At 43.1% G+C, this 13,902-nt stretch carries 23 protein-coding genes; 7 read left to right on the forward strand and 16 right to left on the reverse strand.

Features of this window, described 5'->3' with window-relative positions; all coding sequences use genetic code 11:
• Nucleotides 1-141: 141 nt before the first annotated feature.
• From K6984_RS24285 to K6984_RS24300, 4 genes are all read right to left on the reverse strand, one after another.
• A complete protein-coding gene (locus tag K6984_RS24285) occupies nucleotides 142-912 on the reverse strand; it encodes a transposase (protein WP_221896967.1) in 771 nt (256 codons plus the stop codon).
• A gap of 48 nt (nucleotides 913-960) precedes the next feature.
• Nucleotides 961-1,431 carry a helix-turn-helix domain-containing protein gene (locus tag K6984_RS24290; RefSeq protein WP_221897781.1) on the reverse strand — a complete coding sequence of 157 codons (471 nt, stop codon included), beginning with the start codon at nucleotides 1,429-1,431 and terminating at the stop codon, nucleotides 961-963.
• 92 nt (nucleotides 1,432-1,523) lie between these two features.
• Entirely contained in the window at nucleotides 1,524-1,715 is a 192-nt protein-coding gene (locus tag K6984_RS24295) for a hypothetical protein (RefSeq protein ID WP_221897782.1), read from the reverse strand.
• The gene (locus K6984_RS24300; RefSeq protein ID WP_221897783.1) at nucleotides 1,712-2,338 is read right to left on the reverse strand and encodes an FHA domain-containing protein; all 627 of its coding nucleotides are present in this window, start codon (nucleotides 2,336-2,338) and stop codon (nucleotides 1,712-1,714) included. The genes K6984_RS24295 and K6984_RS24300 overlap by 4 nt, the downstream gene beginning before the upstream one ends.
• 71 nt (nucleotides 2,339-2,409) lie before the next feature.
• On the opposite strand from K6984_RS24300, the gene K6984_RS34835 reads away from it, so the two are divergent.
• Nucleotides 2,410-2,538 (forward strand): hypothetical protein, encoded by a 129-nt coding sequence (locus K6984_RS34835; RefSeq protein ID WP_263458596.1) that lies wholly within the window; start codon nucleotides 2,410-2,412, stop codon nucleotides 2,536-2,538.
• 27 nt (nucleotides 2,539-2,565) lie between these two features.
• Nucleotides 2,566-2,778, forward strand: coding sequence for a hypothetical protein (locus tag K6984_RS24305; protein ID WP_221897784.1), 213 nt, complete (start codon nucleotides 2,566-2,568; stop codon nucleotides 2,776-2,778).
• Here K6984_RS24305 and K6984_RS24310 read toward each other — a convergent pair.
• The 3 genes from K6984_RS24310 to K6984_RS24320 all read right to left on the reverse strand — a co-directional run bounded on the left by K6984_RS24310 (nucleotide 2,759) and on the right by K6984_RS24320 (nucleotide 5,213).
• A complete protein-coding gene (locus K6984_RS24310; RefSeq protein ID WP_221897785.1) occupies nucleotides 2,759-4,018 on the reverse strand; it encodes an HlyC/CorC family transporter in 1,260 nt (419 codons plus the stop codon). The genes K6984_RS24305 and K6984_RS24310 overlap by 20 nt on opposite strands.
• Nucleotides 4,019-4,118: 100 nt before the next feature.
• Nucleotides 4,119-4,376, reverse strand: a complete 258-nt coding sequence (locus K6984_RS24315; protein ID WP_221897786.1) for a hypothetical protein — start codon at nucleotides 4,374-4,376, stop codon at nucleotides 4,119-4,121.
• A 624-nt stretch (nucleotides 4,377-5,000) separates the two neighbouring features.
• On the reverse strand, nucleotides 5,001-5,213 hold the full coding sequence (locus tag K6984_RS24320; protein WP_221897787.1) for a hypothetical protein: 213 nt from the start codon (nucleotides 5,211-5,213) through the stop codon (nucleotides 5,001-5,003).
• 12 nt (nucleotides 5,214-5,225) lie between these two features.
• Between K6984_RS24320 and K6984_RS34840 the strand changes: the two genes are divergently transcribed.
• Nucleotides 5,226-5,351, forward strand: a complete 126-nt coding sequence (locus tag K6984_RS34840) for a hypothetical protein (RefSeq protein WP_263458867.1) — start codon at nucleotides 5,226-5,228, stop codon at nucleotides 5,349-5,351.
• Nucleotides 5,352-5,395: 44 nt separating this feature from the next.
• Here the strand turns inward: K6984_RS34840 and K6984_RS24325 are convergent, their stop codons facing one another.
• Both K6984_RS24325 and K6984_RS24330 read right to left on the reverse strand, forming a co-directional pair.
• Nucleotides 5,396-6,067, reverse strand: coding sequence for an alpha/beta hydrolase (locus tag K6984_RS24325; protein WP_221897788.1), 672 nt, complete (start codon nucleotides 6,065-6,067; stop codon nucleotides 5,396-5,398).
• 8 nt (nucleotides 6,068-6,075) lie between these two features.
• Nucleotides 6,076-6,894 (reverse strand): DsbA family protein, encoded by an 819-nt coding sequence (locus K6984_RS24330; protein ID WP_221897789.1) that lies wholly within the window; start codon nucleotides 6,892-6,894, stop codon nucleotides 6,076-6,078.
• A gap of 197 nt (nucleotides 6,895-7,091) precedes the next feature.
• On the opposite strand from K6984_RS24330, the gene K6984_RS24335 reads away from it, so the two are divergent.
• Nucleotides 7,092-8,798 carry a SulP family inorganic anion transporter gene (locus tag K6984_RS24335; protein ID WP_221897790.1) on the forward strand — a complete coding sequence of 569 codons (1,707 nt, stop codon included), beginning with the start codon at nucleotides 7,092-7,094 and terminating at the stop codon, nucleotides 8,796-8,798.
• Between the two features lie 148 nt (nucleotides 8,799-8,946).
• Here K6984_RS24335 and K6984_RS34845 read toward each other — a convergent pair whose 3' ends face one another.
• The 3 genes from K6984_RS34845 to K6984_RS34850 all read right to left on the reverse strand — a co-directional run bounded on the left by K6984_RS34845 (nucleotide 8,947) and on the right by K6984_RS34850 (nucleotide 9,990).
• Nucleotides 8,947-9,072, reverse strand: a complete 126-nt coding sequence (locus tag K6984_RS34845) for a hypothetical protein (protein WP_263458868.1) — start codon at nucleotides 9,070-9,072, stop codon at nucleotides 8,947-8,949.
• Nucleotides 9,073-9,438: 366 nt separating this feature from the next.
• The gene (locus K6984_RS24340; protein ID WP_221897791.1) at nucleotides 9,439-9,639 is read right to left on the reverse strand and encodes a hypothetical protein; all 201 of its coding nucleotides are present in this window, start codon (nucleotides 9,637-9,639) and stop codon (nucleotides 9,439-9,441) included.
• 222 nt (nucleotides 9,640-9,861) lie between these two features.
• On the reverse strand, nucleotides 9,862-9,990 hold the full coding sequence (locus K6984_RS34850; RefSeq protein ID WP_263458596.1) for a hypothetical protein: 129 nt from the start codon (nucleotides 9,988-9,990) through the stop codon (nucleotides 9,862-9,864).
• A gap of 51 nt (nucleotides 9,991-10,041) precedes the next feature.
• Between K6984_RS34850 and K6984_RS24345 the strand changes: the two genes are divergently transcribed.
• Nucleotides 10,042-10,491 (forward strand): hypothetical protein, encoded by a 450-nt coding sequence (locus tag K6984_RS24345; RefSeq protein WP_221897792.1) that lies wholly within the window; start codon nucleotides 10,042-10,044, stop codon nucleotides 10,489-10,491.
• A gap of 153 nt (nucleotides 10,492-10,644) precedes the next feature.
• On the forward strand, nucleotides 10,645-10,857 hold the full coding sequence (locus tag K6984_RS24350; RefSeq protein ID WP_263458870.1) for a PIN domain-containing protein: 213 nt from the start codon (nucleotides 10,645-10,647) through the stop codon (nucleotides 10,855-10,857).
• A gap of 231 nt (nucleotides 10,858-11,088) precedes the next feature.
• On the opposite strand, the gene fae is transcribed toward K6984_RS24350, so the two are convergent.
• Nucleotides 11,089-11,637, reverse strand: coding sequence for a formaldehyde-activating enzyme (gene fae / locus K6984_RS24355; protein ID WP_087869540.1), 549 nt, complete (start codon nucleotides 11,635-11,637; stop codon nucleotides 11,089-11,091).
• Nucleotides 11,638-11,713: 76 nt separating this feature from the next.
• Between fae and K6984_RS24360 the strand changes: the two genes are divergently transcribed.
• Nucleotides 11,714-12,577: a radical SAM protein gene (locus tag K6984_RS24360; RefSeq protein WP_221897793.1), complete on the forward strand. Its 864-nt coding sequence runs from the start codon at nucleotides 11,714-11,716 to the stop codon at nucleotides 12,575-12,577.
• 253 nt (nucleotides 12,578-12,830) lie between these two features.
• Here K6984_RS24360 and K6984_RS24365 read toward each other — a convergent pair whose 3' ends face one another.
• The 3 genes from K6984_RS24365 to K6984_RS24370 form a co-directional block, all read right to left on the reverse strand.
• Nucleotides 12,831-12,989 (reverse strand): hypothetical protein, encoded by a 159-nt coding sequence (locus K6984_RS24365; protein ID WP_221897794.1) that lies wholly within the window; start codon nucleotides 12,987-12,989, stop codon nucleotides 12,831-12,833.
• A gap of 27 nt (nucleotides 12,990-13,016) precedes the next feature.
• Nucleotides 13,017-13,145, reverse strand: a complete 129-nt coding sequence (locus K6984_RS34855; protein WP_263458596.1) for a hypothetical protein — start codon at nucleotides 13,143-13,145, stop codon at nucleotides 13,017-13,019.
• Nucleotides 13,146-13,351: 206 nt separating this feature from the next.
• Nucleotides 13,352-13,708, reverse strand: coding sequence for a hypothetical protein (locus K6984_RS24370; RefSeq protein WP_221897795.1), 357 nt, complete (start codon nucleotides 13,706-13,708; stop codon nucleotides 13,352-13,354).
• Nucleotides 13,709-13,902 lie beyond the last annotated feature (194 nt).

The following is a 13,902-nucleotide window of genomic DNA, read 5'->3' on the forward strand; positions in this document are numbered from 1 at the left end:
GATATCATCTTGATCAATATGTTCGCACCGGAAACTTACCTCATTGTCAACCGCATGACTAATTGATAAGTTCATTACTATCGGAGGGGTATCAGCTATAGTTTCTCAGATAAATAATTTCCAAATTTGGAGCGCTTAAACTTAGGCGGTAACAACGAAATCTTCCCGCAATTTTTGCATAACACAAATCACTTTACTGGCATCATACATATAAGTGTTAAAAGTTTGCACAACTGAATCATGAAGATCTTCAAAAGTTTTAAAATACTTCATATGAGTCGAATCGCGTTTCGTATTTTTCCATAATTTCTCAATCGGATTAAAATCCGGCGAGAACGCAGGGAGACGTTCTACTGTCAAACGATCTACATTAGCTAACTTAAATTCCTTAATAACACCGCTTCCATGATACGGGGCACCATCTTCAATTAGAATAATCTTGCCTTTATAATAAGCCAGCAATTGTGTTAAAAACTCAACATAGCTTTCACCATTAAAACGCCCAGATGTTTCAGCGTGTTGTAATATCATTGGCTTATAACTCTCGATTAAGACGTTGTCGGCAATAGAATATATCGCTTCCATAAAAAGCTTCTGTGTTGGATATTTCTCATTTTTTAAGCTTTTAAGAATAGCTAAAAATTCTTGAGGCAGCCCAGCTTCTTTTAAAAGTCTAAGTGACTTTGGTTTTATCTCATAAGCCAATGATTCTCGGTATTGAAAACTCCCTCCTTCGAGTTCGATCGTACCAAACATTTTCAACCCTTTTCGAATCCCTGATGTTTTCACTGTGGGTTGCTCTCCTATTGGAGCCCAGGTTCGTGCCAATGAACCCCACATAGCAAATGACACCTCATCACCGAATAAAACGACACTCTTTTCTTCTACCGCCTTTTCCATAATGGCAGGCAATGTTTCTTCCAGCCACGTTTTTCTTTCAAGCTCGTACTTTTCTTCTTCTTAGCGATCAGTCACAAAACGAGCTTTTTGATAACTGAAGCCCAGTTTTTTCATTAGGCTTGATAAATAGTTCAAGTTATAACGAACTTCAAATTTTAACCAAATAAGCTCGGCAATCATCGCAGTATTCCATATTCCACAATGAAATCCATTGTCTTCTGGGCCTTTCTTTATCAACTCAACCAATCTATTTTTCTGGTCTTTAGTTAACTTTGACTTCCGACCACGTCCTTGATAGTGTTGCCCTATTAACCAACCGACACCTTTATGCATGAATGTTTTCAGCCAATTTATAATGGTTTTTTCACAGACTCCCATTAGGCGTGCTATTTCTTTAATTCCCATGCATTCACTGAACCAGAGTAGAGCTTGAGTTAATCGATATAAACAAATATTACTTAGCTTGAGAGCTGTCGCCATATTTTTTTTTAGTCGGTCTACAATTGACTTTGAAAAAGTGAGGGATACCATTTTTGACTGTTTCCGTTAGTGTTGGGACGAAAATTATAAGCCAGTTTCCCCTCTGTCGTTTTTGTTTGTTCGGAAATTAATTTTCTGAAAGTCTATAGTTGCAGAGTCAGGGTATACAGGGTGTCCAGATTATGTGCTTCCCAGGTATTCTGAAAGCCCAGCAGGCAACCGTGCAGGCAAATATCGATAAGTTCACACGGGTACTCAACATCGTCATGACTTAGAAGCGCGATAGCGCCGTCAAAAATAGTGTGGAACTGCTGCAGGTCTTTATCAGGTTTCATGATTTAACAGTCCAGATGAATTGCATGGGAATATGGTTGATAAATATAATATCGTTATTTTGTAATAATACGGCAGTATCAGTTAACCCACTATTATTAATTTTGATATTGTCATTTGGTTCCAGAAGTGAGGCAAAATAGCCCTCTTTTCTACGGGTAATGACAAGGATGCCTACCTCTTTATGGCCTATGCGAGTCATGTTTTTTTTCAGCGATACGACATGACCAATATGCTTACCCGCCATGATTTGTAAATTTGCTTCAGGGAACATGCCTTGTTTTACCGATGCCTGTATAGCAGCACTGGATTTAGAACCGGGAAAAGTAGTCTTTGTTTCTGCAGGGTTGAATACGATGCGGTGCTTGCCTATGGTAATTATGTCGCCATCTTGCAAATTATGTTTGCTATGGCGGACACCATTGATAAGCAGAGGAAAGTCAGCATTGAGCTGCTTAATAATATTTTCAGTGTCATGCAGGATAACGGCTGCATGTGCGGGTGCAAATGCCAGGCTATCAATATTTAAGTCATTGCTTTCATCACGGCCTATATGCACTACACCTGACTCAAATGTCGCGGTGTGGATAGGGTTATCATTATAGAAAACGCAAAATTTCGCCATTTTTTTTAGAAATAGTGTTCAATTACATTTAGTATAGACAATATTATGCAGTATTCGGGGAGTCGCTATTTTTGCGAAAGCTTGTTTTGGGCATCCCAGCCCAAGCAAGCAGCAAAAACTTAACGCGACCACTTATGCCTCCGGCGGCCCCGATTCGTCCTCGTCACCTCGTCCCGACCCAACAAGGGGTCGGAACATAGGCTCCAAATGACTTGACGCCGTGTCGGATGGCCTTTTATTTTGTCTCCACCTTCGCTAACGCTCAGACTCCGACAAAACAACGGCCCTACGGCTATCGCGGACTAAAAATCATCACTTCGCTTAGGCTACGTTTCCCTGATTTTCAGCGGTTGAAAAAAACATTTTACAGGTTCATCTACATGGCAAAAAAGTTTATTGTATTGCTTAGCGCTATGCTTATTAATCAGGTAAAAATTTAACCTGGGTAATCGCGTGCTTATTACGTGAAATAATCTCTAAGTGATGGTCATGCAATATCAAGTTTGTGCCAATTTGAGGGATCGTTTCCAGAAACTCGATAATTAAGCCATTAATAGTTTTTGGGCCCTCGGTGGGTAGGTTCCAGTGCGTAATACGATTGAGTTCGCGAATGGTTACGCTACCATCAACCAGGTAACTGCCATCAGAATATTTTCTAACATCTGCCTCTTCGGTCATGATTTCGCCGACGATGCCTTGTAATAGATCATCCATACTGACCAGTCCTTGCACATCACCATATTCATCTACCACCAGGCCAATGCGCAATTTGTCTACATTAAAGCTCTGGATTTGCTTGTGTAAGGGGGTGGTTTCGGGGATGAAAATCGGCGTAATCAGATTGTTAGTGATATCTTGCTTAGTGATATCTTGCTTAGTGAAACTTTCGGTATTAAATAGCTGGGTAAGAATTGTGCGTAAATGTAAAAAGCCAATGACCCGGTCTATGCTTTCTTTATAAACCGGTAGGCGTGTATGCGGACTACTTTTTAACTGTGAAATAATCTCATCCAAGGGATCTTCAATATTAATGCCGATAATTTCATTACGCGGGGTCATGATATCTTCGACAGTCGCATTTTCCAGATCAATAATGCCCAGCAGGATATTTTTATATCTATCCGGCATAATCGAGTCAGTTTCTGCAACGATACTCTTAAGTTCGTCTTTATTAAGAGTTACATGATTATGTTCACTCGCCTTTATGCCAAAAATGCGTAACAGGCCATTGGCAATCAGATTAACGAAGCATACGATAGGATAAAATATTTTTAACAGTGGGGTATAAACCCACGAAGCGGGAAATGCCAGGATTTCAGGTCTTAGAGCCGCAAGGGTTTTCGGAGCAACCTCGGAAAAGATCAATACTACCAGGGTTAGAATACCTGCAGCTAATGCGATACCTTCATCGCCCATCAGGCGCATACCGATAATGGTGGCCAGTGAGGAAGCAAGAATATTAACGAAGTTATTACCTAACAGGATTAGGCCTAGTAGGCGGTCGGGGCGTTTTAATAATCGCTGAGCTTTTTTTGCGCTTTTATGACCTTGCTTTACCAGGTGTTGCAACCGATAACGATTCAGGGTCATTAAGGCGGTTTCAGAGCCGGAGAAAAAAGCGGAAAGTACGAGTAATGCGGCGAGTACACTAAACAGTATACTAAGAGGAATGTCGTTCAAAAGGGGATATAGAGTTAGTTAAGTTGCGTATAGTTTCTACCAAGCAAAAATAATGTCAAGCTTCAGGTGTTGAAAATTTTTGATATCTTGAAATTATTACTCAGTTTATCTTAGATTTTGTTATTAACTTTATGAAATACCAGCTTTCGCTGAAAATCATGGAAACGGAGCTTAGCGAAGTGGTGATTTTTAGTCCCTGATAGGCGACAGGGCAATTCTCTGATTCGACGTGTACTAGCAGCACGCGAGAGGAGCAAGAATTGCATTCCGAATAGCCGTCCAGCCAGTGAGGTAGTAATGACGAAGCGGCTTTTGTGCGTAGTCGTTGCGGACGCAGGGCGTTCAGGGCATCTCCCATCCGCTGCGTAGGTGAACGAATTATGGCGACAGGAGTCCCGGAATTTCGTGAGGTAGCATGGCGCGCCTGATGATTGAACCATTGCGTAACTGCGGGTGTACATAGGTAATTTTGCCCGAAATTTCTGCTTTAGACTCCAGCAATATATCGGGTTCAACTGTACCAAAGCCTAGAATGGCAGGTCTAAGCGTATAAGGCTTTACTTCGATAATATTAACCGGAGTGACCAGTCCAGCGCTAGGTTCGTGCTCCATCTTAGGTTGTAATTTAACGATAGCAACTGCAAGAATTAGACATGCAATCAATGCGATAGGAAAAAAACGGCGCTGGGTAAGGTCAGTAAACAATGGCATAGGCATATTTGAAGAGTGGGGTTATGTAGTCACAGGCTACATAAGAGTACCCTAATGATTGACAGTATAACACTGCTTGTAAAATGCGCACCGTTGTCGGTGATGCGCTTTGTTCCTCAGCACACCCTATAAGTTTCGGGGGTTCTTTGATCGCCAATTTAAAGTGGGGTATAAAATACCTGAAGTTTCCCAATTATTGAGTAGCTGAAATACACAATGCTGGTGTATCGAGGTTTATTTTAGGTGGTTTTGCCATGTTTATAGCAAACCCCTACTTAATTCCCCTTAGGCAATAGCATTTGAAACGAATGAAAAGACTATTTTTTTCATATAGTTGTAGCATAGTTTCAATCGCTGTCAGCCCCGGACGGGCTGATAGTCTCCAGAAGGCGCAGGGAAATTTGCCAATCCGAAGTGCGCGATAGCGCGCGAGGGAGGCTAAAATTTTATCCCGAATAGCCGTAGAGCCATTTGTGGTAGCCATGACTGAGCTGCTTTGTGCTCAGTCTGTGGCGGACGCAGGGCGGCTGGAGCATCTCCTATTCGCTGCGTAGGTGAACGAATTACGGCGACAGGAGTCCCGGAATTTCGTGAGGTAGCATGGCGCGCCTGTTTACCATAAATAATTATTGGGAAACTTCAGTAAAATACTTTCTCAAGTTCTAATTATGCAGCGAAAACTTGATTGATAAAATGTGAAATATCAGTGATTTCTTCCAGGCAATGTGAATGTTGCATCGGGTATTCATGCCAGCTAATAGGATAGTCCATAGCCTTTAGGCGATGGAATGACTCCTTGGCAATTTGTGGATATACTACGGGGTCCATCGTGCCATGTGCCATAAAAATGGGGGTAGTATTATTCGCTGGCGCGCGTTCAGTTTTAAGCTGCTCGGTGGTTGGCATATAGGTTGATAAGGCCATAATCCCGGCGAGTTTTTGTGGGTAACGCAGGGCGGTGTGCAGGGCAATAACACCACCTTGAGAAAATCCCGTCAACAAGATGTTTTCGCTCTTAATCCCTTTATCAATCTCGCCCTGAATGATTTGTTGTAAGAGCGCGGAGGATTGGTAAATGTCATCAACAGCAACCTCTCTATCTAGGGATGCTTCGAGTATGTCATACCAGGAGCGCATCTGCATGCCGCCATTAATCGTGACAGCCTGAATTGGCGCGTTGGGAAATATGAACTTAATATGCTCTATATGATCAATGTTCAGCTCTGGAACGATGCCTTCAAAATCATGTCCGTCTGCACCCAGGCCATGTAACCAGATAATGCAGTAGCGTGGGGTAGAGGTTGCAGGTATTTCTACACAGCTTAGTGTGGTAGTCATAGTCTTTGTTAATTTGGTTTATTGGAAAGTTGAGATTTACGCTGTGCTGCGCGATCCAGAATCGCCTGTTGTTCTGCTTTATTACAATATGCCCAGTGGGTGATTTCATCCATTAAGCGAAAACAGCCCAGGCACATATCGTCATCATTCAGGCTGCAGTTTTTTATACAGGGGGATTCCAGGCTAACTTTTTGCTGGCTATTGTATAGCTGGTTGATCTGCTCTACGGCTGGCTTTGTGTCAGTATAGTTTACAGCAATAGTGTGAATTTCCGAGTCAAGCACCAGCCGTAGCGATGGATAGGAACTGACACCTAATTGCCGTGCAAAATGCCGATGTTCAGTGAGTTTTATATTCGTTGCGAGGCTTACCAGGTCATTGCTAAATTGAGTTATATCAAGACCTAATTCTGTTGCACAGTTGATTAATACAGCATTTAAGGATGGGTTTTTTGCATCCTGGTAATAGGCGCGCTGAATGGCTAGTCGCATCGGTGTGGCAAATTCGGTTGATTGATTTGTTGCCGCAATTATCGCCCGACAGGCGGGGTAGGTGGAGCGGTAAGCGGTGTTGTGTGTCCAGAAGTCAAAATTAAAGCTCACCTCGGGCACAGTGTTTTCTATTTGCTGCCATGCGTGTTGAATCATGGCCTGAGTCGCAACCGTCATCGGCGTATCTGAGTCTGCTGCTAACCCTCCGAGGATAGCTTTAAACTGAAGTTCAGCAGGCTTGTGCTGTTGCAGTATTACTAGTGATTGTTCAAAAGCATAGCACCAGCTACACATCGGGTCATATATATAATAGAGTGTGTTATCTTCAAAATGCATGGTGTTGTACTGAAATAATGCTGGTAACTATGGGTTAGATTATAACCTGTAAGCTGGACTATGTTCCCGTATTCTCGCTGTGATTTTAAGGCCGGAAATGCAGAGAAAAATAAATACGTCAGTGCCATATGGGGTAAAATTTAACAGATAAATTTAAGGAGAAGCTGAAATTCTCCTGTCGCATTTGATGAGATTTTATGAATATAAACAAACTAATCGATACCTCAAGCTTACGTGGGGATTTTTTTGGTGGATTAACTGCCGGTGTTGTGGCCTTACCTCTTGCTTTGGCATTTGGTGTGCAATCAGGTATGGGAGCCATTGCAGGAATTTATGGTGCTATTGCTTTGGGTATTTTTGCTGCCTGGTTCGGGGGTACTAATACTCAGATTAGTGGCCCCACGGGGCCTATGACGGTGGTTTCTGCTGTAGTTATTGCCAATGAAATTGAGTTGCATGGTAGCCTGGATGCCGCACTGGGAACCATTATCGCGATTTTCCTTCTGGCAGGGTTATTACAAATAGTATTAGGTGTTTTAAAAATAGGCCAATATATTCGCTATATGCCATACCCTGTGGTCTCTGGTTTTATGAGCGGGATCGGCGTGATTATTATTGTATTGCAAATTTTTCCTTTTCTAGGGCAGGTGTCTCCGAAAAAGATACCTGATATATTTACCGAGTTACCCAGTATTTTGCCGCAGGTAAATTATGAGTCTGTCGGATTGGCGATGGCAACCATTATCACGATTTACCTTTTTCCACTAGTAACCCGGCTGATTCCCAGTGCTTTAATTGCCCTGGTGGTATTAACGGCTGCTTCTACTTTTATGGGGCTGGATGTTGCTATTATCGGTAATATTCCGGAAGGTTTACCGGCCTTACATATTGACGCACTGAGTCATATCGATTTTAGTGATCCCATGCTGATTATTATCCCGGGGCTGACGTTAGCCGCATTAGGTACTATCGATTCTTTATTGACCTCTATCGTTGCGGATAATATGACTAAAACGCAGCATAACAGTAATAAAGAATTGATCGGACAAGGGATAGGAAATATGGCCAGTGCCATTATCGGAGGCATACCAGGCGCGGGAGCAACAATGCGTACCGTAGTGAATATTAATTCCGGTGGAAAGACTAAGCTATCGGGTGTTATTCATAGCTTCGCGCTATTGTTTGTACTGATTGGTGCCGGTACCTATGCAAAGCTGATTCCGCTACCGGTTTTAGCTGGAATTTTAATCACAGTAGGCATAGGGATCATAGACTACAAAGGTCTGAAGCATATTCTCCATGTGCCTAAATCAGATGCAGTGGTGATGCTGATTGTATTAACCATGACTGTATTTGTTGATTTATTGCAGGCAGTTGTAGTGGGTATGTTACTGGCTTCAATTTTGTTTATGAAAAAAATGAGTGATATCGTTGAAGATCAATCATCTACCAGTTCAGTGGATGAATTTGCACGTGAAGTCGCCTGGCTGGATGAGACTGAATTAAGTGATGATATATTACAGAAGGTCTATATTAAGCACTTTGATGGCCCGATCTTTTTTGGCTTCGCCACAAAGTTTCAGGAAATGACTCGAGCATTGCCAGAAATAGATGTGGTTATTATGTGTATGAAAAAAGTTCCCTATATAGACCAGTCTGGTATGTATGTGATTGAAGATGCCGTGATGGCCTTACAGGAAAGAAATATTATTGTGGTCATGACGGGCATACAGGATCAACCTAAAGACATGTTGAAGCGCATTGGTATTGTGCCTGATATGATTGCCGAACAGCATCTGTATAAAGATTTTAGTAGCTGTGTAGAAGACTTAAAGTCAGGTGAGGTATTTAAGCAGGTAGGAAAACAGGAAGATTATGCCTGGGGCATATTACACGTTGATTGAAATTTACACATCTATAGCTCTATAGAGGATTAAAGGAATAATAAATTGCATAACCTCAATCGCTTAAAATCAGGGAAACGGAGCCTAAGCGGAGTGATGATTTTTAGTCCCTGGTAGGCGACAGGGCAATTCGCTGATCCGAAGTGCGCTAGTAGCGCGCGAGGGAGGCAAGAATTGCATTCCGAATAGCCGTCCAGCCATTTGAGGTAGTCTTAACTGAGCAGGGTTTTGTGCGTAGTCGTTGCGGACGCAGGGCGACCAGGGCATCTCCCATTCGCTGCGTAGGCGAATGAATGTTGGTGACAGGAGTCCCAGAATGTTGTGAGGTAGCATGGCGCGCCTGTGATTATATATACATTTAAAATGTAAATATATCTAGTGGGGTTTGAAATGCAATTATCATCAAAATATTTACGCTTTCACACAAAGTCTGCTCTGGACGCGGTAAAGCGTGGAGAGCTGGTTGATATTACCTTTCATGGTAAGGTAGCCGCTGTTATGGTCGCTCCCGAAAGCATAGAAAAGTCAAAAAAAATGTGAGTATAGGTGATGTTTCGGGTTTTGGTATGTGGGCAGATCGTGAAGATATGACTGATGCTAGTGCTTATGTCCGGAATTTAAGAAAACCCAGGGATCAGTTTTAATGCTGATTGATATTTGTATTTTGATTAATCACTTTCGTGGCGATGCAGTTGTGATCCATTTCCTTCGCTGTCAGCCCCGGACGGGCTGATAGTCTCCAGAAGGCGCAGGGAAATTTGCCAATCCGAAGTGCGCGATAGCGCGCGAGGGAGGCTAAAATTTTATCCCGAATAGCCGTAGAGCCATTTGTGGTAGCCATGACTGAGCTGCTTTGTGCTCAGTCTGTGGCGGACGCAGGGCGGCTGGAGCATCTCCTATTCGCTGCGTAGGTGAACGAATTACGGCGACAGGAGTCCCGGAATTTCGTGAGGTAGCATGGCGCGCCTGAGCCGTAGGGCCGTTGTTTTGTCGGAGTCTGAGCGTTAGCGAAGGTGGAGACAAAATAAAAGGCCATCCGACACGGCGTCAAGTCATTTGGAGCCTATGTTCCGACCCCTTGTTGGGTCGGGACGAGGTGACGAGGACGAATCGGGGCCGCCGGAGGCATAAGTGGTCGCGTTAAGTTTTTGCTGCTTGCTTGGGCTGGGATGCCCAAAACAAGCTTTCGCAAAAATAGCGACTCCCCGAAAAATATGACGGTGAAAACGACTATCGCTATTTAGTGGCGACAGACCTGACTTGGCGCACACAAGATATTATTCAAGCCTATACGTTGAGATGGCTGATTGAGGTTTTCTTTGAGGACTGGAAGCTTTATGAAGGATGGGGGCGTGAGGCCAAACAATTAGATGAAGAGGGATCAAGCCGTGGCCTGGTTCTGAGTCTTTTGTTTGACCATTGCCTTCTCCTTCACCCAGAGCAAATAGCCCGCATTGAAAGCAAACTACCTGCGTATACCGTAGGAAGCTTACAGCGCAAGTCTCAAATGGATGTACTGCTTGAGTTCATCACGTCATTGCTAGAGTTTCCAGATCCTGGTGATAAGCTGAAAGAGTTAGGTGAATTAATAAAGGATGTGTTTCAACTGATGCCATCAGGAAAACATATGATTGGCAGAGATTTAGGGCGCTTAGGGCCAACAGCATCATTAAAGTATTGTTCTGCTGGGTGAAGGTAAGAGTTTGATGGCAATGGGATGGAAAAACTTGAACATCGAGTTATAGAGAATAGAGAATAGAGGGTAGATGAAAATATCCTCTGTCACGGATATGGGGGTTGCTCAGGGAGTTCGAAACAAGGCAGAGCTTAAATCTTAAATGAAAAACTGTTACAGCAGTTGGGTATTCAGATTATTGATCTTAATGAAGAAATATCAGTTAAAGCGCGTTTGTGGGTAAGGTCTTACGGCTTATCTCATAATTTGTATCTTGCTGATGCACTCATTGCAGCAACTGCAGCTGTCCATGGTTATCAATTGATCAGTTTCAATATGAAAGATTTTCAGTTTTTAGGTATTGAACTTGCTTCAATAGAATAGAGGAAGTACCCAAGTTCCACGTCATTGCCATTAAATTAAGGAGAGAAACACAAGATGTGCTGAGGCACGAAGCGCATCTTTCGGCTACTTGATGCGTTTCCTATCGTCAACACATCCTATATCAAAACGCTCAACTTAACGGCAGTGACGCGGAGAATGCAAACGAGCACAAAAAAGCCTCCATGCAATAACTTGCATGGAGGCTTTTTTAGCAAAGATTAAAGTATTAGATTAAATCTTGCCATCCAGACCCATCTGGAAATATTTGTGGGTGATTTTGTCCTGATTATCTAACAACCAGTCTATGCTAGGCTCATTGTTCATTGCTTTCTTAATCGCTAAAGCCGTTGCTTTACGATGAATATCAAACAAAATCTGATGATCCAGATTATCATCAGTCGCAACGCTAGGGTTTAACCAGACTGAGCAAATAATTCCTAAGTCATTGGCTTTTTCTTTCGGGATATCACCGGCACGAACGGCATCTAAAACACCGTTAGCAATCGCAGCCTGTACAGTACCCATCAAAATATTAGTATAACGGCTGTTGTTCACCGTGACTTTACTGACCATTAAGGTCACCGGGCGTACTTGAATATCCGTGTTTAAAATAGCGAATACTTTAGAGTGGCCTTTAGCCTGGTCACCCGTTAAAGTGGCTAATGCAGTTCCGACCGGACCATCTAATTCACCGATAACAATTTCAGGCTCTGCTGCCGTTCCAGCGGGGCCGCCAGCAACTAATGCTTCGCCGGTACGCAATACGATTCTATCGCTCATTTTTCTCTCCAAAAAACTTAAAGTATAATTATGTAACCCAGTAGAATAACATTTTTTAAGATTATTTTTTAGCGTTATGTCCAAACTTACAGTAAAAAATCATGATCGTAATATTGCAGGCTATCAATATATTTATCCAGTTAACTCCAGACGCTCGGGTGGCTTATCTATCGGTATTAATTTTAATACTAATAATGCCTGTAACTGGCGCTGTATCTATTGTCAGGTACCTGACTTAAGCGTAGGTGCAGCACCAGAACTGGATTTTGAATTATTAGCAATAGAATTAGCCGGTTTTTTGCAGGATGTATTGCATGGAACATTTTACCAGCGCTTTGAAATAGAGCCGGCAAGACAAATTATTAAAGACATCGCTATTTCCGGCAATGGCGAGCCAACCAGCGTGCATGAGTTCGCCAAAGCAATAGCCTTCATTACCCAAACTCTCGAGCAGGCCAATATTCCCGACCCGTTTCAATATGTATTGATTAGCAATGGCAGCCTGATGCATAAAGCCGATGTACAGCAGGGCTTGCAGTTATTTAACAAATATAACGGTCAACTCTGGTTTAAATTAGACAGCGCTACCGATCTAGGACGGGAAGCAGTGAACCATGCTGGCTTAAGTGCGCAAAAACAGCTGGATAATTTAATCAGTTCGGCAAATCTGTGTTCGACCTGGATTCAGACTTGTGTATTAGGTTTTACATCCAGCCAAGGGCAGGGTGGTCTACTAGACACACAAGAGCAGCAAGCCTATCTGGCTTTATTAGCAAAGATAATTCAGCAGGTCCCATTACAGGGCGTGATGCTATACAGCCTGGCCAGACCCTCATTACAGCCTGAGGTAAATATTATTACTAGCGCAAGCATGGATCAATTACAAAAATTTGCTGAGCAGATACGCAGCCTGAGTTTGCGAGTGAAGGTGTGTTTGTAATCGTTGCACATTTGTTGGGGAGTTGGCTAAAGCCAGCGCATCAAGCCCCAATGGATGCGCTTCGTACCTGATCATCCTATGCATGTTGCCTAAGGGACTTACATGGAATAACTTAAGCAATGGCTTGTCTTTTTATCCGTCTTCTGGGTTATAGAAGCACTTAGGTAGCTGGCTATGCAGCTGTTTCTTTGCTTTGAATACGAATAAAAATTCTGCGCCAGATGCTCAACTTATTCCGTGCGCGATCATTAATTTAATCAACGACTACGCACAAAAGCCGCTTCGTCATTCGCTGAAAATCCTGGAAACGGAGCTTTAGCGAAGTGAAGATTTTTAGTCCGCGATAGCCGTAGGGCCGTTGTTTTGTCGGAGTCTGAGCGTTAGCGAAGGTGGAGACAAAATAAAAGGCCATCCGACACGGCGTCAAGTCATTTGGAGCCTATGTTCCGACCCCTTGTTGGGTCGGGACGAGGTGACGAGGACGAATCGGGGCCGCCGGAGGCATAAGTGGTCGCGTTAAGTTTTTGCTGCTTGCTTGGGCTGGGATGCCCAAAACAAGCTTTCGCAAAAATAGCGACTCCCCGAACTACCTCACTGGCTGGACGGCTATTCGGAATGCAATTCTTGCTCCTCTCGCGTGCTGCTAGAACACGTCGAATCAGCGAATTGCCCTGTCGCCTATCAGGGACTAAAAATCACCACTTCGCTAAGCTCCGTTTCCATGATTTTCAGCGGTAGCCCGGCATTACATTAATTTATTCACTGCTAAAGGCATCAGTGTTCCCCTATCAATTGAGGCGGTAAAACTAACCTCGCCACAAGAGAGCTCATAAAGCACTGTAAAGACATTCCTGTTATTATTGCGTTTTGAACTGCCCGAATGGTATACGAGCTGATACGAGATATTCTTGCCTGGAAAAATAATGGATTCACAAAACGATCTCGTTTTTGAGCCTGTTGCTGCCTTATCTCCAGAGCCTCGCTATATTTTTTATCCGATGGATGAATCAATTCTGGCTGTTGTGTTTTTGAAATCTCTTCAAACACGAGCATTAAATTATAGCTCATTGCAGTCAGGCGCATTTGCGGAATAAGTTGAGCATCTGGCGCAGAATTTTTATTCGTATTCAAAGCAAAGAAACAGCTGCATAGCCAGCTACCTAAGTGCTTCTATAACCCAGAAGACGGATAAAAAGACAAGCCATTGCTTAAGTTATTCCATGTAAGTCCCTTAGGCAACATGCATAGGATGATCAGGTACGAAGCGCATCCATTGGGGCTTGATGCGCTGGCTTTAGCCAACTCCCCAACAAATGTGCAACGAT

Source organism: Bathymodiolus japonicus methanotrophic gill symbiont, assembly GCF_019721995.1.
Lineage (GTDB): Bacteria > Pseudomonadota > Gammaproteobacteria > Methylococcales > Methylomonadaceae > Methyloprofundus.